The 19,765-nt window shown below is 42.4% G+C and carries 20 protein-coding genes; 3 read left to right on the top strand and 17 right to left on the bottom strand.

What is annotated here, in order from left to right:
- Positions 1-4: 4 nt before the first annotated feature.
- From larA to asnS, 3 genes are read right to left on the bottom strand one after another with little or no spacing between them, the layout of a single operon-like run.
- Positions 5-1,240, bottom strand: coding sequence for a nickel-dependent lactate racemase (larA, locus tag QAI40_RS05260; protein ID WP_299979134.1), 1,236 nt, complete (start codon positions 1,238-1,240; stop codon positions 5-7).
- Entirely contained in the window at positions 1,224-2,090 is an 867-nt protein-coding gene (locus tag QAI40_RS05255) for a class I SAM-dependent methyltransferase (RefSeq protein ID WP_299979132.1), read from the bottom strand. The genes larA and QAI40_RS05255 overlap by 17 nt, the downstream gene beginning before the upstream one ends.
- Positions 2,080-3,429 (bottom strand): asparagine--tRNA ligase, encoded by a 1,350-nt coding sequence (gene asnS, locus QAI40_RS05250; protein WP_299979129.1) that lies wholly within the window; start codon positions 3,427-3,429, stop codon positions 2,080-2,082. Before asnS ends, QAI40_RS05255 begins: the two co-directional genes overlap by 11 nt.
- 85 nt (positions 3,430-3,514) lie before the next feature.
- Here asnS and QAI40_RS05245 point away from each other — a divergent pair, with 85 nt between their 5' ends.
- The 3 genes from QAI40_RS05245 to QAI40_RS05235 all read left to right on the top strand — a co-directional run bounded on the left by QAI40_RS05245 (position 3,515) and on the right by QAI40_RS05235 (position 9,189).
- Complete coding sequence (locus QAI40_RS05245) at positions 3,515-6,040, top strand: TIGR03960 family B12-binding radical SAM protein (RefSeq protein ID WP_299979126.1); 2,526 nt, start codon at positions 3,515-3,517, stop codon at positions 6,038-6,040.
- A 29-nt stretch (positions 6,041-6,069) separates the two neighbouring features.
- On the top strand, positions 6,070-7,641 hold the full coding sequence (locus tag QAI40_RS05240; protein ID WP_299979124.1) for an Rne/Rng family ribonuclease: 1,572 nt from the start codon (positions 6,070-6,072) through the stop codon (positions 7,639-7,641).
- 168 nt (positions 7,642-7,809) lie between these two features.
- Positions 7,810-9,189 (top strand): sigma-54-dependent transcriptional regulator, encoded by a 1,380-nt coding sequence (locus tag QAI40_RS05235; RefSeq protein ID WP_299979121.1) that lies wholly within the window; start codon positions 7,810-7,812, stop codon positions 9,187-9,189.
- Positions 9,190-9,193: 4 nt separating this feature from the next.
- Here the strand turns inward: QAI40_RS05235 and QAI40_RS05230 are convergent, their stop codons facing one another.
- The 14 genes from QAI40_RS05230 to QAI40_RS05165 form a co-directional block, all read right to left on the bottom strand.
- Positions 9,194-9,595 carry a response regulator gene (locus tag QAI40_RS05230; protein ID WP_299979118.1) on the bottom strand — a complete coding sequence of 134 codons (402 nt, stop codon included), beginning with the start codon at positions 9,593-9,595 and terminating at the stop codon, positions 9,194-9,196.
- A gap of 70 nt (positions 9,596-9,665) precedes the next feature.
- Positions 9,666-10,145: a chemotaxis protein CheX gene (locus QAI40_RS05225; RefSeq protein ID WP_299979115.1), complete on the bottom strand. Its 480-nt coding sequence runs from the start codon at positions 10,143-10,145 to the stop codon at positions 9,666-9,668.
- A gap of 24 nt (positions 10,146-10,169) precedes the next feature.
- Positions 10,170-10,556, bottom strand: a complete 387-nt coding sequence (locus QAI40_RS05220) for a chemotaxis response regulator CheY (RefSeq protein WP_299979112.1) — start codon at positions 10,554-10,556, stop codon at positions 10,170-10,172.
- Positions 10,557-10,577: 21 nt separating this feature from the next.
- On the bottom strand, positions 10,578-12,764 hold the full coding sequence (locus tag QAI40_RS05215; RefSeq protein ID WP_299979108.1) for a chemotaxis protein CheW: 2,187 nt from the start codon (positions 12,762-12,764) through the stop codon (positions 10,578-10,580).
- A 3-nt stretch (positions 12,765-12,767) separates the two neighbouring features.
- Positions 12,768-13,799, bottom strand: coding sequence for a protein-glutamate methylesterase/protein-glutamine glutaminase (locus tag QAI40_RS05210; protein WP_299979104.1), 1,032 nt, complete (start codon positions 13,797-13,799; stop codon positions 12,768-12,770).
- Between the two features lie 2 nt (positions 13,800-13,801).
- On the bottom strand, positions 13,802-14,245 hold the full coding sequence (locus QAI40_RS05205; RefSeq protein WP_299979102.1) for a chemotaxis protein CheX: 444 nt from the start codon (positions 14,243-14,245) through the stop codon (positions 13,802-13,804).
- On the bottom strand, positions 14,202-14,624 hold the full coding sequence (locus QAI40_RS05200) for a response regulator (protein ID WP_299979099.1): 423 nt from the start codon (positions 14,622-14,624) through the stop codon (positions 14,202-14,204). The genes QAI40_RS05205 and QAI40_RS05200 overlap by 44 nt, the downstream gene beginning before the upstream one ends.
- An 11-nt stretch (positions 14,625-14,635) precedes the next feature.
- Positions 14,636-15,118, bottom strand: coding sequence for a chemotaxis protein CheD (locus QAI40_RS05195; RefSeq protein WP_299979060.1), 483 nt, complete (start codon positions 15,116-15,118; stop codon positions 14,636-14,638).
- A gap of 57 nt (positions 15,119-15,175) precedes the next feature.
- On the bottom strand, positions 15,176-15,991 hold the full coding sequence (locus QAI40_RS05190; RefSeq protein WP_299979057.1) for a CheR family methyltransferase: 816 nt from the start codon (positions 15,989-15,991) through the stop codon (positions 15,176-15,178).
- Positions 15,992-16,053: 62 nt separating this feature from the next.
- Complete coding sequence (locus QAI40_RS05185) at positions 16,054-16,377, bottom strand: GNAT family N-acetyltransferase (RefSeq protein WP_299979056.1); 324 nt, start codon at positions 16,375-16,377, stop codon at positions 16,054-16,056.
- A 15-nt stretch (positions 16,378-16,392) separates the two neighbouring features.
- Entirely contained in the window at positions 16,393-17,154 is a 762-nt protein-coding gene (locus QAI40_RS05180) for a histone deacetylase family protein (protein WP_299979054.1), read from the bottom strand.
- A 1-nt stretch (position 17,155) separates the two neighbouring features.
- The gene (locus QAI40_RS05175; protein ID WP_299979052.1) at positions 17,156-17,752 is read right to left on the bottom strand and encodes an MBL fold metallo-hydrolase; all 597 of its coding nucleotides are present in this window, start codon (positions 17,750-17,752) and stop codon (positions 17,156-17,158) included.
- Between the two features lie 20 nt (positions 17,753-17,772).
- Positions 17,773-18,378, bottom strand: coding sequence for a CheR family methyltransferase (locus QAI40_RS05170; RefSeq protein ID WP_299979050.1), 606 nt, complete (start codon positions 18,376-18,378; stop codon positions 17,773-17,775).
- A 92-nt stretch (positions 18,379-18,470) separates the two neighbouring features.
- Positions 18,471-19,765 (bottom strand): methyl-accepting chemotaxis protein (locus tag QAI40_RS05165; protein WP_304511468.1); only part of this gene is annotated, 1,295 nt, incomplete at its 5' end.

Genomic DNA, 19,765 nt, shown 5'->3' with positions numbered 1-19,765 from the left:
GTCTTTATCTGATCAATAAACTTGCATTTTCAATACATGCCATATCGTGTTGAAATTCTTTTATCAGTGTCTGTATTAATGTTTCCTCTACTTTTTTTACTCCAATTGTTTTGCAGATTTTATCATCCAAAGCGGTTTTTAGAAAGATATTTATCCTGCTCGTTTTGGCCATCATGGACAGTGCCGTACCGCCGTTGCCTTTATAGTCCTTTTCAAGGACATTAAACGCCTGGTTGAAACTGCCATAATTAAAGTATTTAATAAAGGTGTCAGACCCGATGCCATCAAGGCATTCAGCCAGAACAACCAGGCTGCCCTTGTCTTTTACAACCATGGCCGCGTTATTGATAGCTTTATGGGCCTGAATGAAATTAATATCTTTTGGAAATCCGCCGCAGGATGCAAGGACAAGTTCATACTGCTTTTTGGTCCTGGTTTTATAAAAGGAGTCAAGGGTTTTGCACGCCGTTAAAAAGTCGTTGTAAGTTTTTCCGACAATGAGTTGACACACCTTTCCTTTTGAATCAAGAATCCCGTGGATGGAAACCCTTTGGATCTCAATAAAATCATCAACTTGTTTTAAATCCTGGGCTAATGGATTGTTTTCAAGGTTTCCGGGCCGGGATTCAGCAGATAGTTTTTTTAAGTTTTTATCAAGAAAAAGCCCGTGGTTCTGATAAATGTCAGGCGTATACCCCAATCCGGGGAACATAAGCTTTCTGCCACCCCCGTATCCTGCAAAATAGTGATGGGATAAAGCGCCAAAAGTAATGATCAGGTCACTTTTAAGAATGTCTTTCCGAAGATGAACCCTTGTACCTCTTTTGGTTTTACCAAGATGTGTGAAAAGGCTTTTATCATTACTATCATGGTGAATAAATCTGTATCTTTGATATATATTTCCGTAGATATTCAGGCATTCTTCATCACTCTGTCTTGCATGGGTCCCATAGGCAATAAAAAACGTAATCTGCCGGTTTTCTATCCCTTTTAGGCGGAGTATCTCCAAAATCCAGGGCAGATAGGTTTTATAGCCGCAAAGCCTTGTTTTATCAGCCACCACGATTGAGATGGCATGGCAGTTCGGTAAATCTTCAGGCAACGCCTTTGAAAAATCGGTTACAAACTTTTTTCTGTCAATAAAAGATACAGGTTCCCGGATGCTTAAACTGTCTGTTTTATCCGGTAATTCAATGTCCCAGAAGGCCTTTCCATATTTAAATTCAGTTTTTTTGTGCATAAATTCCCTGTAGATTGTCATGAAAGCAAAGGGCTTTAAATCCTGATTGTTCAAGCCGTTTCATGGTATTTTTAATAAATTTATTTTTGGTTTTAATTTTTTTCGGGCTGCCGGTATAGTGAAACAATTTTGAGCGGGACGTCATGATCCTGAAAAGTGCATCATAAAATTTTCTTCCGTAAAGATCTCCGGTAGCTGATGTGAACCTTGGCGGATCATGAATCACACTGTTAAACATGCCATTTTCAAATCTGTCAATCTCACGGGTGATGTCGGTATGGATCAGCTCCAGTCTTTTGTCGGCATATTTTTTTAACCAGGGGTTTAAATTGCGTATTTTTATTACAGCAGGGCTTTTTTCCGTTGAAATTATTTTTTTTGCCCCTGCCTTTAAAGCAAAAATGGCTGAATATCCAAGACCACCGCAGGTATCGAGAACCTGATCATTTGTTGTAACAACCAGCCGCGTTTTTAATTTTGCATCAGTTAAGGGGTCAATATCTTTGGAACGGTGCATCTTGATTCCGTTGATCTCAAGGGTCGGTGCGCTCTGCGTGGGAACCAGTTTGTAATACCCGTCACTTCGAACTTCAACCGGAGTCAACACATTGTTTTGAAAGATAAAAATTCTGTTTTTAAAAGAGGATATGGGCTCAAGCTTTTTCATATCAATAAACGTATCATTATCGAGTATCAACCTGTCTGCTTCAATTTGCCAGACCTTTTCAGACAAGTTCAGGTTCAGGGACAGGCTAATACTTTTTGTACCATTCCTGATCGCCTCAAGAATTCTTGTGATAACATCAAAATGGAAATAATAAGTGTAATGCATATAAAGTTTAAAAATCAATACTACCCGGAGTTCTTGGGAAAGGTATAACATCCCTTATATTACTGATTCCGGTAATCATCATTAAAAATCTTTCAAACCCCATGCCAAACCCTGAATGGGGTGCCGAGCCGAATTTTCTGGAATCCAGATACCACCAGTAGTCTTCCTTTGGCAGATTCATCTCATCCATCCTTTTTTCCAGCGCAGTAAGCCTCTCTTCTCTCTGGCTGCCGCCAATAAGTTCCCCTATTCCGGGAACAAGCAGGTCTACGGCTGCAACGGTTTTTCCATCATCATTCATCCGCATGTAAAACGGTTTGATTTCCTTTGGATAATCTGTAAGAAAAACCGGTTTTTTAAAATATTCCTCGGCCAGATACCGTTCATGTTCAGACTGTAAATCGGTTCCATATTCAACTTTATAGTCAAACTTCTTTTTTGAGTTGAGTAAAATTTCAATGGCATCCGTGTAGGAAATCCTCCCGAATTCCGTGTTCAAAAGGGTGTCAATGCGCTTTAACAGTGATTTGTCTACAAAATTAATGAAAAGAGCCATATCCTCACTGCATTCATCCATGGCATGCTGAGTGAGATATTTAACGAGCTCTTCACCATGATCCATGTTTTCTTTTAAGTCACAAAAAGCCATTTCCGGTTCCAACATCCAGAATTCTGCCACATGCCGGCTGGTATTGGAGTTTTCCGCCCTGAAAGTCGGGCCAAAGGTGTAGACATCACCTAGGGCAAGGGCAAACATCTCAGCAGGCAACTGGCCTGAAACCGTCAGGCTGGATTCCCGGCCAAAGAAATTCTCCTTCCCGGGATCAGGGCCGGTTACCCTGAACATTTCACCCGCACCTTCGCAGTCAGCCCCTGTGATCAAAGGAGTGGTCAGATATTTGAAACCTTTTTCCTTGTAAAATTTATGAATGGCAAACATCATCTCTGATCGGATCCGGAAGGCAGCTCCATATTTGTTTGTCCGAGGTCTGAGATGGGCAATGGTTCTTAAGAATTCATCCGAGTGTCTTTTTTTTTGAAGGGGATAGGATTCCGGAGCAATATTTATAATTTCAATATCTGATGCCTGGATTTCCCATTTTTGCCCTTTTCCGGGAGACTCTACAAGCTGTCCTGCAACAGTTACAGAGGTGCCCGTGGTAATTTTTTCTATATCCGGATAATTTTCAAGATCATTATTTGCAATGACCTGGATACTTTTTAAGGCTGATCCGTCATTTATATCCATGAAAGAGAATTCTTTTGAATCCCTTTTGGTTCTGACCCAGCCTTTGATAAGGACTTTTCCCGGTGTTTTATCAAGTGCGAGCAACACATTGATTTTTGTTCTTTTCATTGCTTTATCCTGCAAAAAATAATATATTAAAAATTTTGATTATACCTAAACGTTTAAAGATTATATTTTTTAAAAATTCACTATCATGCATAAACAAAATTATCAAGATATCCTTGCACTGGTCCAGACACCGACACGATACGTGGGCAATGAGATCAATGCCGTGAAAAAAGATCTGGAACAGGTGGATCTGACATTTGCCCTGGTATTTCCGGATCTTTATGAAATTGGAACCTCACACTTTGGGCTGCAGATTCTTTATTCCATTTTAAACAACCATGAAAATATTGCAGCAGAACGTTTTTTTTCGCCTGCTCCGGATATGGAAGCCTATTTACTGGAAAAAAAGATTCCCTGCCTTTCCATGGAGTCCCAAAAAGATCTGAAAACCTTTGATATCATTGGGATCAGCCTTCTTTACGAACTGAACTTCACTAATATCCTCACCCTATTGAGCCTGTCAAAGATTCCTTTTTATTCGAAAGAAAGAGATGATTCGTTCCCCCTTATTATTGGCGGTGGACCCTGCGCCTTCAATCCTGAGCCCCTGGCTGACTTTTTTGATGCCTTTGTCATCGGGGATGGTGAAGAAGCGGCTGTTCAAATTTCAAATCAGGTCATTGAGTTTAAAAAACAAGGCGACGGGCAAAAGAAGACCCTTCTCAAGCTCTTGTCAAAGATAGACGGGGTGTATATTCCTTCTTTTTTTGAACCGACATATGATGAAAATGGTATCCAGGTCCTTACCCCCATATTCGAAGACTACCAGAAAGTTAAGAGGGCATTCTTGCCGAGCCTTACAAAAGACAATTTCCCCAAATCTCCGATTATTCCCTTTGCCAAACCGGTTCATGACCGGTTGAGGCTTGAGATAGCCAGGGGATGTTCCAGGGGATGCAGGTTCTGCCAGGCAGGCATGATATACCGCCCGGTCAGGGAAAGATCATTGGATGACTTGATAGAGATCACAGGGGAATCTTTAAAAACAACCGGATATTCTGATGTTTCTCTTTTGTCATTAAGTACGGGGGATTATTCAAATTTGCCCCAATTGATGGCGCGGCTTCTTGATTTGGGTCAGGGGCATTGCAATGCTATTTCCCTTCCATCCATAAGGGCGGAAAAACTTAACTTGGAATTGATGAATATTATACAAAAGGTCAGGAAAACCGGATTTACCATTGCCCCGGAAGCAGGCTCTCAGCGTTTGAGAGATATTATTAATAAAAATCTGACTGAAGAAAGCATTGTGGCAACGGTTGAAAATGCATTGAATCTCGGCTGGAAAAATATCAAGCTCTATTTTATGATGGGGCTTCCCTTTGAAACATCAGATGACATTGAGGCCATCTGTAGTCTTTCAAAACGGCTGGCATCTTCCTATGCCAAGGGAAAAAAGGCCATCAATGTCAGTGCAACCACGTTTATTCCCAAAGCACACACCCCTTTTCAAAGATGCGCCCAAATTTCTCTGGATGAAACAAAAGAAAAACTGCAATACCTGAAAGACAATTTAAGGCATCGCAAGGTGAAACTCAAATGGCAAGGTCCTGAGATGAGCATGGTTGAAGGGGTTTGGGCAAGAGGAGACAGGAAATTGTCGCAGCTTTTGGTAACGGCTTTTGAAAAAGGGTGCCGCCTGGACGGCTGGACCGATAAGTTTGATTTTTCTTTATGGCAAAAAGCCTTTGAAAAAACAGGGATTGATCCCTTATTTTATACGACCCGTCAACGAAATGATGAAGAAACTCTTCCCTGGGATCATATTGATTCAGGTGTGTTGCCCCAATTCTTAAAAGAAGAATTTCAAAAAGCCAGGGAGAAATCACTTACCGCTGACTGCAGGGAGAATGACTGCACAGGATGCGGTGTGTGTGATTTTAAAAAGATAAAGCCGGTGCTGCACGACGTCCTGTCAGACACTCCAAAAACTGATCCGGGAAACGTTGGCACTCTGAAAAGGTTGCCGGATGACAGCTTTAAGAAATTTGAGATCGCTTTTTCAAAACTTGGAACAGCAAGATTTTTCGGGCATCTTGAACTTGCCTCCATTGTTCAGAGGGCCGTGAAAAGAACCGGATTAAATGCAAAATATTCACAAGGGTTTAATCCTTCCATGCGACTCTCCTTTGAAAATGCCCTTCCCGTTGGAATGGAAAGCGAAGAAGAAACACTTTTTATTTACCTTGAAAAGGATTTGGCACCCAAAACAATTGTTGATCTGTTAAACAACACGCTCCCTGAAGGCCTTTGCATCACAGGGTGCAAACCTTTTAACAAGCTTGTAAAAAGAAAAGAGCAACCTTCTTGTTATATCATCGGGTTTGCTGATGTTTGTCTTGGACAAGAAAAAGTAGATCGATTTTTGAATTTATCAGAATTTATTGTTGAAGACCTGAGTAAAAAAGGGAAAATAAGGAAAACGGATTTGCGAAAATCTGTTGAGAAAATATTTTTTATAGATTTACAAACCATTGAAATGGTTTTAAAAAAATATAATGAAAGAACGATAAGACCCGCAGAAATATTGACAAAATATTTTGAACTGGATGAAGATGTCATAAAGATAGCAAGGATAAAAAAGATAACCCGAAGGTCACACGTAACCTAAAGGTCACACGTAAAAACAAGGATAAGCCCATGTTAAAAGAGCTTGTTGTGAATACCGCCCCCCATGAAACAAGGGTGGCGCTTCTTGAAAACGGCACCATTGTAGAAGTTTTTATTGAAAGGGAAGACGAGACATCCATTGCCGGAAATATTTATAAAGGACGGGTGCAAAGAGTTCTTCCGGGGATGCAGGCCGCTTTTGTTGATATCGGGTTTGATCAGGCCGCCTTCATATATGTGGATGATGTTCTGGATACAGCCAGTCATAAAATGTATCAGAAATTTGAGCAGGACAATGATGTTGAAACGGATACCGAATCCAATGATGAAGATATTGAAACAACAGACATGGCAGATAATTATACTTCCTGGAAAGCTTCTTTAAACCAGGGGTGCAGTATTGAGGAATTGCTCATAGAAGGTCAGGAGATCCTGGTCCAGGTAGCGAAATCATCCATTGGCACCAAGGGGCCGAGAATCACTACCCACATCTCCCTGGCAGGCCGGTATATGGTATTAATGCCCACTGTTGATCATATCGGCATATCAAAAAGAATTGAAAATGACACTGAAAGAACACGGTTAAAAGAGCTTTTAGTCGCTATTCGGAAAAATAAGTTTGGATATATATTCAGAACACAGGCCCAGGGAATTGATGAAGATACCATCAAAAAAGAGATCGATTTTTTAACCAAAACCTGGGAAGACATTCTGGCAAAGAGCGAGACGACCTCTGCCACATCTCTCGTATATAAAGACCTTACCGTAACATTCAGGGCGGTCAGGGATCTTTTGGCCAATGAAGCCGACAAGCTGATTATCGATTCAAAGGAAGAGTATGAAAATGTTCAGAATTTTTTAAAAAGGCTGATGCCGGACGTGAAATTATCTGTGGAACTTTACCGGGGAAGGGAATCTATTTTCGATGCCTATAACATTGAAGGAGATGTGGCAAGAGCATTAAAGAAAAAAGTGTGGCTCAAATCCGGTGGATATATTGTGATTGAGCAGACAGAGGCTCTTGTGGCCATAGATGTGAATACCGGCCGGTATGTGGGAAAGCATAATTTTGATGAGACCATCCTTAAAACCAACCTTGAGGCTGTCAAAGAGATTGCCTATCAGATACGGCTTCGGAATATCGGTGGTATCATTATTCTTGATTTTATTGATATGAAAAAAGAGCAGCACAAGAAAAAGGTCATGGCACATATGAATGAAGCCATGAAAAAGGACAAGAGCCAGACCAATGTCCTGCCATTAACCGAGCTTGGCCTTGTGCAGATGACAAGGAAAAGAATCAGACGGAACCTGACCCGCACCCTTTGTGAGCCCTGTTTCTATTGCAACGGTGACGGACATCTTTTATCAGGAAAATCCCTCTGCCATAAAATTTACAGGGATCTTGTCAGCGAAGCAGGTGATATCATGGGTAACCGGTTCACTGTAAAGGTGCATCCGGAAATCGCCCAATTGCTCCATGGCAGGGAAAAGCACCTGATTTCATCCCTTGAAAAACAGTTTTCAAAACCGATTGCGATATACCCCGAACCCCATTACCATATAGAGGAATACCATATCTTCGAGTCCCTGGTAAAATAGCACAGAATTTTCAGCTTGCAGCCATTGGTGCCTCAAACCAGCAAGTTTTTTGCTATTCTTGTTATCAAATTTTCTGATCTATAGACAAAAATGAAAAACTGTTTTATAAGCAACTCGCATATGTTGCTTTTTTTGAAAATAGTTCTTGGTTGTTGGGGGTAGGTTGCTATGAAAAAGGCTAAGATATTAATTGCTGAAGACCATGATCTTAACAGAAAAAATCTGGTAGAATTGTTGTCTGAAAACGGCTATGAGGTTAAGGCTGTCAAAGATGGTCAGGAGGCAATGGAAGTCTTTCCTTATGACAAATATGATCTGGTCATAACAGATCTGAAAATGCCCCACATCGATGGTCTGCAGCTGCTTAAATTCATAAAAGAGATGAATCCCGAAAATGTCGTTGTCATGATGACAGGTTACGCCACTGTGAAAAGCGCTGTTGAAGCCATGAGGTTAGGAGCTTTTGATTATATAACAAAACCTTTGAAGAAAGATCGTGTCGGGCTGGTTGTTGAAAGGGCTCTGTCCCATGCAAAACTCAAAGAGGAAAATATCATCCTTCGGGGTCATTTAGAGGAAAAGTATAACTTTGGCAAATTGACAGCTTACAGCGATAAGATGAAGGATGTTTTTGAAAAAATCAAAAAAGCGGCTTCATCAGACAGTACTGTTGCTATATATGGCGAAAGCGGAACAGGCAAGGAACTGGTGGCCCATGCGCTGTGTTTCAATAGCGGCAGGAAAGCCCAGCCGTTTGTTACGGTAAACTGCGGTGCAATTCCTGAAGAGCTTCTCGAAAGTGAATTGTTCGGGCATGAAAAAGGCGCATTTACAGGGGCCATACGGAGCAGGACAGGTCGGTTTGAATTAGCCCAGAGGGGAACAATCTTTCTCGATGAGATAGGCGACATGAGCCCTTCGTTGCAGGTAAAGGTGCTGAGGGTAATACAGGAAAGGCAGTGCGAACGAATTGGAGGCATAAAAACCATAGATTTGGATATAAGGATTATTACCGCGACAAACCTGGATCTGGAAAAAGCCGTGGCAGAAAAAAAATTCAGAGAGGATCTCTTTTATCGCATCAACGTGATACCCATTCATCTTCCGCCTCTTAGAGAAAGAAAGGCGGATATACCTGTCCTGATCAATCATTTCCTAAGAACATTTAATAAATCAAAAGAAAAAAAAATTCAGGGATTAACGCCCGAATCCATGAATTGCCTTGCGAAATATTCCTGGCCCGGCAATGTAAGAGAATTGCAAAACCTTATTGAAATGCTTGTTGTCATGAAAGGATCCGGCACTATAGAGTTAAAGGATTTGCCTGATAAAACAAAACTGAATTCAGAAAAAATTGAAGGAATCATAAGCGATATTGAGATTTCGGATAACGGTCTGGGTCTGAATGAAACAATCGGTCAATTTGAAAAAGATTTGCTCCGGAAGGCCCTGGTGAAATCGGGGGGGGTAAAAAGCAGGGCCGCAAAGTTATTAAAGCTGAACAGAACAACCCTTGTAGAAAAATTGAAAAGATATAACATCAGCTAAAGGCCTATCTTCTATCCAGAACCTTTCTTGCTTTTTTCACCATATCAGCTATCCGATATGGTTTGCTTATAAAACCGGCAGCACCGGAACCAAGCGTTTCTTTTACCTTTCCGCTGGCAGGATAACCAGTGGCAATAATAACCTTTATCCCGGGATTGATTCTAAGAAGCTCCTCAAAACACCTGTGACCACCCATGCCGGGCATCCCTATATCCAGGAGCACCAGATCAATCTGATCTCCTTTTCTCTTATAAACCTCAATGGCCGTCTCTCCGCTTTCCGCCGTGATAGTCGTATAACCACGCCGAGTCAGCATATCGCATGTTACGTCGAGAATGGGCTTCTCATCATCCACTAAAAGAATGGTCTCATTGGCCGTCAGATAATCATTGGTTTTAGTTTTCACTCCATTATTCCCCTATTCTTTTTATTTCAATTCTCTACAGCTCGGCTTATCAGTTATTTAGATTTTTTCTTCACTTTGTTTTCTGTTTCATCTCGCTCATACAAACATCCACGACAAAAGGCCCATCTTTCGTTTCAAATGGAATAACAACACTTGTACCACCCAGGACATGCTTGATTGAGTGACCCTTGCCTGAGACTACAGTAGGGATTGCAGCTAAGACAGTTAAGCCGAGCGACTCCAGCTTTTTTCTGGCCACACCTGAAATTATATTTGTAATCTCACCCACGGCATCCTCAATGTCACCATTGATTTCTCTAATTTCCTCCCCAAGCATATTTGATACAATCTTCAATATGGCGTTCTCAGAAAAACTCAGGGCCATTGAACCTGATAGTGTTCCTGTAAAACCTATGATGCCGGAGACATCACCCCTGGCCAAACCATCATTTTTAAGATAGGGTTTGCCAGGTTTTGGTTCAACAAAGGCCATTGTTTTCAATACGCTAATCGTTCCCTCTAAAAAGGGATTTATAAATCTAACATCCATCCTTGTCTCCTTCAGACCCCGTTCTTATAGTTTTTCTATGATTTTTTTAATCTTTTCATTCAGGACTTCAGCAGTAAAAGGTTTTACAATATAATTACTGACACCCGCCTTAACCGCCACCACAACGTTTTCCTTAAGGCCTTCCGCTGTAACCATCAGAAACGGCAAACCGGAAAGGTCACTATCTGCCCTCACGGCCTTTAGAAGTTCAATGCCTGTCATGTTGGGCATGTTCCAGTCGGAAACAATAAAATCCACCTTTTCTGATTTCAGCACCTTCAAGGCCTCTACACCATCCTCGGCCTCAACGATATTATTATACCCGGACTGTTTTAAGAGATTTTTAATGACCTTCCTCATTGTGGCAAAATCATCAACCAACAGTATTTTTATATTCTTATCAATGTTCATAACCATACTCCCATCGTTTTTTTACACCTCACTCAATTCAAACAATCCTTCCGGGTCCAATATCAATCCTACATTACCATCCCCCATGATAGCACCGCCGGAAACTCCTTTGCTATTTTTTAAACTTTCACCAAGGCTTTTGATAACGACTTCCTCTTCACCTAAAATTTCATCAACCATCAGGGTCTTGGAGCTGTTTTCACATTCAACCACTACCACTATGGCATCCCAGGGATTTTTATGCTCAGGCTCTATATCGAAGATTTTATACAACCTTACCAACTGCAAAAGGTTGCCCATCACATTTATCGTTTCACCCTTGCCGATTATGTTGTTATAAGATTTCTTCACTGGACGTAACAACTGTCTTATCGCGGTGGTAGGAATAATATATCTTTCAGTGCCCACCCTCACAATCATACCGTCAATAATAGCCATGGTAAGAGGAAAGCCGAGCGAAAAGGTGGAGCCTTTATTAATAGTGCTGTCAATCTCTATTTTACCCCGCAGTTTTACCACGGCCTGTTTCACTACATCCATCCCGACCCCCCGCCCGGAGATATCCGTTACCTTCGCAGCAGTTGAGAAACCGGGGAGAAAAATCAATTTATAAATATCCTGATCCGAAAGATCCTGTGAACTATCGATGAGTTTTTTCTCGACAGCCTTTTTTAGTATTACATCCCTATCCAACCCCTTTCCGTCATCCGATATTTCGATGACAACATTACCTCCTCTGTGAAAGGCCTTGAGCTGTATTAAACCCTTTTCAGGTTTACCGGCCTTTATGCGCTCCTCCGAAGAATCTATACCGTGATCTACGGCATTTCGTACCATGTGTACAAGCGGATTATATATCTCTTCCACCATATTTCTGTCTATTTCCGTATCCTCACCTTCAGTTACAACACCAACCTGCTTTCCGGTATCTCTGGACAGATCCCTGATAAGACGGGATGTTCTCTGAAATGTCTGCTTGATAGGCACCATTCTTAAGCTGGTAGAGGTTCTTTGGAGTTCCGATGTGATACTGGACAGACGGGAAACATCTCTGCTTAACCTTATATCGGAATTTGATAGAATAAAGGAGTTTTGCCTGATCATCGCCTGGGTAATGACCAGTTCACCAACCATATCGATTAAATCATCCAGCTTCTTTATATTTACCCTTATCACAGCAGTATCTGCGACCTGCTTTGTCTGTTTTCTCAGGGCCTGTGATACCTGCTTCGGAGTAACCTTGCCTTCAGATATCAGGGATTCTCCAATTTTTTTAGGTGGAGTCAATTCTTGCGCAACCTCAAGCCCTTGTTCCAGGTTCTCCTCTGTTATAGCGCCGTCTTCGACCAGTATTTCACCCAGTCTTTTTACTTCCACCGCATCAGAGACGTCCTGTTCAACGTTTTCTATCCTTTTTTTCAAGGCAGGCAGGTCAATTTCGAGAGGTTCGCCGGGATTGCCTTCCATGTTTTCTTTCAATTCAATAATCAGCGCCTTCAGGGCATCGGCTCCATCCAGAATTATATCTATAAGCCGGGAAGTCACCGATAATTCCTTATTTCTTATCCTGTCCAGAAGGTTCTCCAGAATATGGGCAAAATCACAAACCGTTTCTAAATTAAGAAACCCGGCGACCCCCTTGATGGAATGAAACGGTCTGAAGATAGCGTTAACGCAATCCAGATTTTCAGGCTCCTGCTCCAGATTCAATAAATTTACCTCAATCTCATCAATATATTCCAGACCTTCAACAATAAAATCCCTCAGCAGCGAGTCATCCTGTATCTCCTCAATAGTTTCAGCCGGTTGCGATTCCTCTTGATAAGCCTCCACCACTTCTTCCAGTAGTTGATCTCCCGTAAGAGCGACAATCGACTCCATAAAACTTTCAATATCACCTTCGTAACCATTGGTGTTCTTAAAACTTTCACCGATCTCCTGCATCAGGGCAATTCCTTTTTCAAGGACATTAAAACTTGCTTCTTTATCATCAATGTCATCAAGAATAGTTTTTTCTAAAAGTGAATTCAAACCGCCGGCAACGTTTTTCAACTGAAATACCTTCTGGCTATTCGCTTCTTTTATCAATTCATCCAAGTTATTAAGGAGCTTCCCCGCAGTGGGCACATCAATCTCTCTGCCGTCAATAAATAAAAAGTCTGAAGCCATGCCGTCAATCAAATTCATCAAAGAGCCATATTTTTCCATAATTTACACCATCCTCACTATTCTTTCAGCTATTCGATCCAATGATACTACTTTATCTACTGCCCCCAAGTTTATTGCCGCGCTCGGCATTCCGAAGACGACACATGATTTTTCATCCTGGGCAATTGTTTTAGCGCCGGAGCGCTTCATCTCTAAGAGCCCTGCTGCGCCATCTGATCCCATACCGGTAAGAATAACACCAATCGAATTTGACCCCGCATATTGGGCGGTCGATTTGAATAACACGTCAACCGCTGGACGCTGATGGTGAACCATCGGGCCATCCTTGATCTCAACATAATACCTGGCGCCGCTTCTCCTAAAGATCATATGGTAATTACCCGGAGCAAGCAATGCGATCCCGGGATATACAGAATCATTATTCTGGGCCTCCTTCACTGTGATCTGACAAATTCCATTTAACCTTTCGGCAAAAGCCTTTGTAAAATTGGCCGGCATGTGTTGCACCACAATTATCCCGGGTGAATTCGAGGGCATTTTGGTCAGAACATTTTTTAATGCCTCTGTTCCACCCGTAGAGGAGCCTATGGCAATAACTTTATTAGAAGTCTTTGTAAGAGCTTTCATCCGTTCAGGCTTCCGAGGAGCAGATATTTTATCTGAACTTTTCTTTGTCATCCTCACCCTTGATGCGGCCCTGATCTTTTCTGCGAGCTGGGGGATCATATCTCCGACAGTATAAGAACCTCCGGGTTTCCCAACAACATCCACAGCCCCGTTATCCATAGCCTCTAACGTCAAACGCCCTCCTTTTGGTGTCAGGGAACTCACCATGATCACCGGCAGCGGATAATACCTCATCAGCTTCTTGAGAAAGGTCAGGCCGTCCATTTTCGGCATTTCAATATCCAGTGTTATCACATCCGGCTTAATCTTTAAAATCTTCTCCCTGGCAATAAAGGGATCAGGGGCTGTTCCTGCCACTTCGATATCGCGAAACTTTGAAAGCTCTTCGGAAAATATCTTCCTCACAATAGCTGAATCATCAACAACGAATACCCTTATCTTTTTCAAGGCTACACTCTCCCATCAGCATCAAATATCACTCCAATTTTTCCTTCATCCGAGTCAAAATTCATCCTGCAGGCATTCTTACCCGGCTCAATGCTTGCAGTCTCCATTCTAAATGACGGCATTGTTAGATTAAACACCTTTGTGCTGTCGAGTTTGCCGAGGAAATTTCCGCAGATCATATTAACCGCTTCTTTTGAGCAATCTTCCATTCTCTGCGTGGTAATTTCATCTTCCTTCAAACCCAGCATGTTTTGAATCATGGTCTTTGCTATATCCATGGAGAATAAAATTCTGATTTTCCCACTCAGGAAACCTTCAAACCTTATGGCAGCCTCCATATCATATTCAGTACTTTCATCATCCAGAGGTTCGAGAAAAATATAAAACATCTTTTCAAAGACTTCAAAAATCGAAAACCTCATTGTCTCCTCTATCTTCTTTTTCATTGCTTGCCCCTATGACCTCATAAAGAATTTTTTTAACCGCTTCAGGAGTAAAAGGTTTTTTTATAAAACCTTTTGCTCCCAGATTGAATGCATCCTGCATACGCTCCTTACTGCTTTCCGTGCTTATAAGTATGACGGGAATGTTCTTTAAAAGATCATCATCTTTTAAACTCTTTAATAATTCAAAACCATTCATTTCCGGCATATTTATATCCGATATAATTACATCCACCCAATTGTCTGTTAGCGCCTTCAACGCTTCCTTTCCGTTCCCGGCCTCAATGCATTGATCCATCTTAAAACCTGAAATTGAAATAACCTTCTTTATAACAGCCCGCATTGAGTTTGAATCATCCACTATCAATACATTAAAAGACATGATACCCCCTCTTACAATTCCAGCAAAATATTGCTGGGTTTTTTAACAACAACTTTGCCGGTAGAAACATCGAGAGAAACTGTTCGGTTGCGATCTCCGCCGGTGTCCTCGGCATCTATTAACACATCGTTTTTCCAGAATATCTTCCTTAAAGCAGTTATGTTTTTCTGACCGATCCGGAAATAGTTTGAATTATCCAGGATGCTGGCCCCGCCGGCAATCTTTACGATCATACGTTTTTTTTCAGCTCCCAACCCGTAACACGATTTGAACAAAAGAGGTATGCCGGTATCTGCAAACATTGCAGGAATTGCTTTGGCTTTATTCAAATCAAGCTTTGAATTCGGAAGCATAAAATGCAAAAGCCCTCCCACCTTTACCGTGGGATCATAAACAGCGACAGCGATACATGAACCCAGAGCATACGTAATCAACATATCCTCAACGTTCCCACTTGCCTTCAAATCTGAAATTCCTACTATCATCCGGCTCATAAAGTTATATCCATTCAGGTTGTTTAGACTATGGTCTAAACAACTTCAGTCCACCTTTCATTTGCGATAAACACTTGGCTCAACATACTTAAACGGATGCGTCATGCCTGTCAAGCTTTCGGAATGTCCGATAAACAACCACCCGTCTTTTTTCAGGCAGTCATAAAATCTGTTGATCAGCTTTTCCTGAGTTTCTTTATCAAAATAAATCATAACATTTCTACAGAAGATACTGTCAAAGGGATTATTAAAAGGAGGCTTTTCCATAAGATTGAACCTCATGAATTTTATAATATCTTTAATATCTTTTTTCACCCGATAATATCCCTCCCATTCCTCCTGGCCGATTTGAAAATATTTTCTAAGTAAAGAATTGGGAATATTCTTGACACGCTCATTCGGATAAACACCTGCCATAGCGGTTTTAAGCACTTTCGTGGAAATATCCGATGCCAGTATTTGTGTATCAATATTTTGGCCGTTTAACGCTTCTTTTAATGTCATAGCCAGGGAATAGGCTTCCTCGCCCGTTGAACACCCGGCACACCATATTCTGAGACGGCCATAGTGAGAAAGTGGTCCTGCCATCCCGGGTATAATCTTGCGGAACCTATGGAAATGAGCGTCCTCCCGGAAAAAACTGGTAAGATTCGTTGAAAGGGAATCGATCATTACGGTCAGTTCATCCGCCCCCTCTTTTTTTGTAACAAATCTAAAATATTCGGCAAAAGACCTGAAATTTCCATCTCTCAAACGCTTGCCTAAGCGAGCCTTCACCAGCTCCTTTTTGCCGGCGTGAAGATTGATTCCGTATTTTTCATAAACAAAACGGCTTATCTTCCCAAAATCAATATCTCTCAGTTCGGCTGTCATCGTCGTCTAACCAACTCAAGTTTCGAACCCATTATTCACTCCCATGTTTGGTCGAATAGTCTTCAGCGCGCTTTGTGCACCCACCTGTAATTTCCATCTCCAGCATCGAAAAATCCCATTTTCTCCCAGAACCCTTTTGCTGTGTCTCTTACTCTGTCTGCAATAATTTCTCTGGCTGTTTCCTTGAATAACTCTATCGTCTGTCTTGCATAACCGCGCTTTTCAAACTCGGAAAAAATGTTAATGTTTTTAATTATAAGCCGGCTGTAAATTTTTTTTATCCTGACCTTGCCGACCCGGGCGCTTCCAAGCTCAATGTTTACCCAGCAGTAACTTGAATCCCCTTGTTTTATGTTTTCCATCTTGATATTCAGTTTTTTTTTCATTCACTTATTTTCCGATTACTCAAAACCCTGGCAAAAGGCAAGTACATTTTTACCCAGATCCTGTAGATAATAACCCCCTTCAAGTACTGCAAATCTTCGACCATTACACAACTTTTTGGAAAACTTTTTAAGCAGCCGGCCGATGAGATAGAAATCGAACGTTTTGAGTTTTTTCCCGAAATCTTTTTCATAGGTATCAAAGCCGGCCGAGGCAGCGATGATGTCAATCCCGTTGATTCCGGCTAAAAATTTTTCAATCTCCGCAAGATAGGCTTTTCTATCACCTGAGAATGGATTAAAGACTCTGATTTCCGGATATTCAGAAAGCACGTCCTTATTTCCGTCTCCCGTGTGTACATCGAAATCCAGAACGAATGCGCTTTTTATCTTGCCTTCCGACCTGAGCTTCAAAAGAGAGATCCCAATGTTGTTGAAATAGCAGAATCCCCAGGATGAGGCACTGGAGGCATGATGCCCCGGAGGCCGGATACATGCGAATGTGGGTTCTCCGTCAAAAGCAATTTGGGCAGCAGTTATGGCACCGCCGGCCGACAGGAGTGCCATGCGAAACAATTTTTCATCCTGTTTGATGCGGCTCACATGTTCTTCTACGTGAACCCGCAAAATATCTTCAATCTTAGCCGCTGTTGGTTTGATCACGGAATAATCTTTTTGTCTGGATAGAAGATCCATTATGCTTTCCATTCTACCTTCTGCGGCTGCAGGGTCCGAGGCATAACTTGAATCCTTGTAATCATTATGGAAGACAATTTTCATTTTAAAAAATCTTGCTTTTTCTTATGTTGTCAAGAGAGTTATAAAGTAATTGCTTAGGCTGTCTGGTTATGGGCTTCCCGTGCCCCGGGTAGATTACCTTGATATTCCTTCGCGCAATGCTTTCAAGGGCGTTAACAAAAGCTTCCTGGTATGAGCCATCCATCGCAGTAACGATAAGGCCTGCATCACCAGAAAACAATGAGCCCTCTTCCGCACAATAAAGACAGATCGAATCACTGGTGTGACCCGGAGTGTGTATGACCTCGAACCACCTGTCTGCCAGCTTCAGTACCTGTCCATTCCTCAAGGCATAGCTCACCCCGTTAAATGGATGAAAGGAATAGGCATCCGGGTTAAACTCATCTTTGATGACCGGCAGAAGACTTGCGTGGTCATAATGCCCGTGGGTCAACACTACCTTTTCTACCCTCTTCTTGCCTATGCCAGTATCAAGCTGTCTAATTTTCTCAATGATCGAAGAATCCCTGCCAACGTCGATAAGGGTATTGACGTCATCAATGGCCTTCCAATCACCCAGAAGAAAATAAACATTGGATGTGTATATATTGCTGTTGCTTGTAAGATTTATGATTTTCATATGTTTTTTCCAACCACGTACTATACTTTACGAAACAATTGCACGTTTGAGATTACCTGCTTGAACAGGCGGGCTGTTGTCACGGGCATTTTCTGTGTCTGCTCTGTTACAAAGAATCCTCCGGGAGCAAGGGATTTATGGAACATCTTGATAACGTCAATACGCTCGGACTCTTGCAGGTGGAGCAGCACATTTTTACAGACGATCAGGCCGAAATCATCACGGATCGGCTTCAATGTGCGCAGATCATGTTTTTGAAAAGAAATACATTGCATGATCTCGTCTGCAATCTTGAAATGGCCGGGCTTATTGTTAGCTGAAAAATGTTTTTCAAAGATATCCCTTGGTATCCTTTTAACTGTTTCTTCCGGATAGAGCCCTTTTGCAATAATATTTCCAAACTCATGGCTTTCTTCATCAAGGTCTGTGGCATATATTTTCAGCCTTTTAAACTCGTAGTACCCCAGGGCCTCCTTAAAGATAATGGCCAGGGAGTATGGTTCGGGTCCCATAGCGCACCCTGCATCCCAGGCATTAATATAGCGGTTTTTTCTAAGCTCCGGGATCACATGATCCCGGATCGCATGAAGGGCTGGAAGATCTCTGAAAAAAAATGTGAAAGCCATCTGTTGGTGCACCTCCTATGATAAGTTGAAAACGATCCCGGCTCCGCCCTTTCCTCACTTGGGAAAGGGCGGAGCCGGGATCAGGTTATTGATTAGAAATCTTTAAAAAACTCATCGTTGGCAGCATTATCCATTGGGATTATGTTTTCAGGATTCACGTTCTGCCCAGTCTTTTTGACATTGCGAACCTTCGGCTTTGGAGCAGCTCCGGTTACCTTTTTAGGTTTGCCTTTGCTATTCCCGCCCCCGTTCAACTTAAAAGAGGCAAGCATGCTGTTGAGTTCCTGTGCCTGTCCGCTCATCTCCTCGGAGGCCGAAGCACTCTCTTCAGCATTTGCCGCATTCTGCTGGGTCACCTTGTCCATCTCGGCAACAGCTTTGTTAACCTCATCAATTCCCTTGGACTGCTCATTGGAGGCCACATCAATCTCGTCGACGAGCACGCTGACCTTGCCGGAGCTTTCGGCTACCTTGTTGAATTCTTCACTGGTCTTTTCGACCAGGTCTGACCCGCCTTTGACCTTTTTGACGGTGCCTTCAATAAGATCTGCCGTGTCCTTGGCAGCATCAGCAGACCGCATTGCAAGATTTCGCACCTCTTCCGCCACCACGGCAAATCCGGCGCCCGCCTCGCCCGCCCTGGCAGCTTCAACAGCCGCATTCAAGGCAAGAAGATTGGTCTGGAAGGCGATTTCATCAATGGTTTTTATTATTTTCTGCGTCTCCTCGCTCGCCTTAGATATATCTTCCATTGATGTGGTAAGATCACCCATGGACTGTGTAGCGATTTTAACGACCCCACTCGACTCCCGCATCAGGGTATTCGCCTGATTGGCGTTGTCGGCGTTTTGCTTTACCATGGAGGCCATTTCTTCAAGAGAAGAGGAAGTTTCCTCTAATGACGAGGCCTGTTCAGCAGAACCTTCAGCCAGTTGCTGGCTTGATGATGCGATCTGACCGGATGCGGAACCCACCTGGTCGGCTGTCACTGTGGCCTGGGTGAGTGCCTCGTGCAGACTCTCTATCATCTTATTGATATTTTCTTTCATTTTTGCGTATAGGCCTTGGTATTCTCGTTTCACACTTACTGTGAGATCCCTGTTAGCCGCAGCCTCAAGAGCCGCTCCTCCATCTTCTTCAATCAGTGACTTTAGCGCATCGACACACTGGTTCAGGTTGTTCTTGACCTCGTTGAAGTCACCCTTGTAATCGTCTGTGATATTCTCGGGAATGTCACCCTTGGAGATACGGTCAACATACTCGGCAGCTACATTCAGAGGAGCAATTATCGCATCGAGAGTATCATTGACACCCTTGATCATCACAGCAAAGTCTCCGCCGAACTTGGATGCATCGCCTCTGGTATCGAGCTTGCCTTCCGCTCCAG

The sequence above is a fragment of the Desulfobacula sp. genome, from assembly GCF_030611305.1.
Taxonomy (GTDB): Bacteria; Desulfobacterota; Desulfobacteria; order Desulfobacterales; family Desulfobacteraceae; genus Desulfobacula.
Note: the sequence above shows the minus strand (reverse complement) of the source record. Positions and strands in the feature narration are given on the sequence as shown.

Excerpts from the sequence above, each read along its gene's own strand:
- QAI40_RS05185 (WP_299979056.1), bottom strand. The coding sequence starts at position 16,377 with ATGAAAAAAAAACTGAATATCAAGATGGAAAACATAAAACAAGGGGAT.
- QAI40_RS05245 (WP_299979126.1), top strand. The coding sequence starts at position 3,515 with ATGCATAAACAAAATTATCAAGATATCCTTGCACTGGTCCAGACACCG.
- asnS (WP_299979129.1), bottom strand. The coding sequence starts at position 3,429 with ATGAAAAGAACAAAAATCAATGTGTTGCTCGCACTTGATAAAACACCG.
- larA (WP_299979134.1), bottom strand. The coding sequence starts at position 1,240 with ATGCACAAAAAAACTGAATTTAAATATGGAAAGGCCTTCTGGGACATT.
- QAI40_RS05225 (WP_299979115.1), bottom strand. The coding sequence starts at position 10,145 with ATGGATGTTAGATTTATAAATCCCTTTTTAGAGGGAACGATTAGCGTA.
- QAI40_RS05235 (WP_299979121.1), top strand. The coding sequence starts at position 7,810 with ATGAAAAAGGCTAAGATATTAATTGCTGAAGACCATGATCTTAACAGA.
- QAI40_RS05200 (WP_299979099.1), bottom strand. The coding sequence starts at position 14,624 with ATGTCTTTTAATGTATTGATAGTGGATGATTCAAACTCAATGCGGGCT.
- QAI40_RS05180 (WP_299979054.1), bottom strand. The coding sequence starts at position 17,154 with ATGAAAATTGTCTTCCATAATGATTACAAGGATTCAAGTTATGCCTCG.
- QAI40_RS05175 (WP_299979052.1), bottom strand. The coding sequence starts at position 17,752 with ATGAAAATCATAAATCTTACAAGCAACAGCAATATATACACATCCAAT.
- QAI40_RS05170 (WP_299979050.1), bottom strand. The coding sequence starts at position 18,378 with ATGGCTTTCACATTTTTTTTCAGAGATCTTCCAGCCCTTCATGCGATC.
- QAI40_RS05205 (WP_299979102.1), bottom strand. The coding sequence starts at position 14,245 with ATGAAAAAGAAGATAGAGGAGACAATGAGGTTTTCGATTTTTGAAGTC.
- QAI40_RS05215 (WP_299979108.1), bottom strand. The coding sequence starts at position 12,764 with ATGGAAAAATATGGCTCTTTGATGAATTTGATTGACGGCATGGCTTCA.
- QAI40_RS05240 (WP_299979124.1), top strand. The coding sequence starts at position 6,070 with ATGTTAAAAGAGCTTGTTGTGAATACCGCCCCCCATGAAACAAGGGTG.
- QAI40_RS05220 (WP_299979112.1), bottom strand. The coding sequence starts at position 10,556 with ATGAACATTGATAAGAATATAAAAATACTGTTGGTTGATGATTTTGCC.
- QAI40_RS05190 (WP_299979057.1), bottom strand. The coding sequence starts at position 15,991 with ATGACAGCCGAACTGAGAGATATTGATTTTGGGAAGATAAGCCGTTTT.
- QAI40_RS05195 (WP_299979060.1), bottom strand. The coding sequence starts at position 15,118 with ATGAGCCGGATGATAGTAGGAATTTCAGATTTGAAGGCAAGTGGGAAC.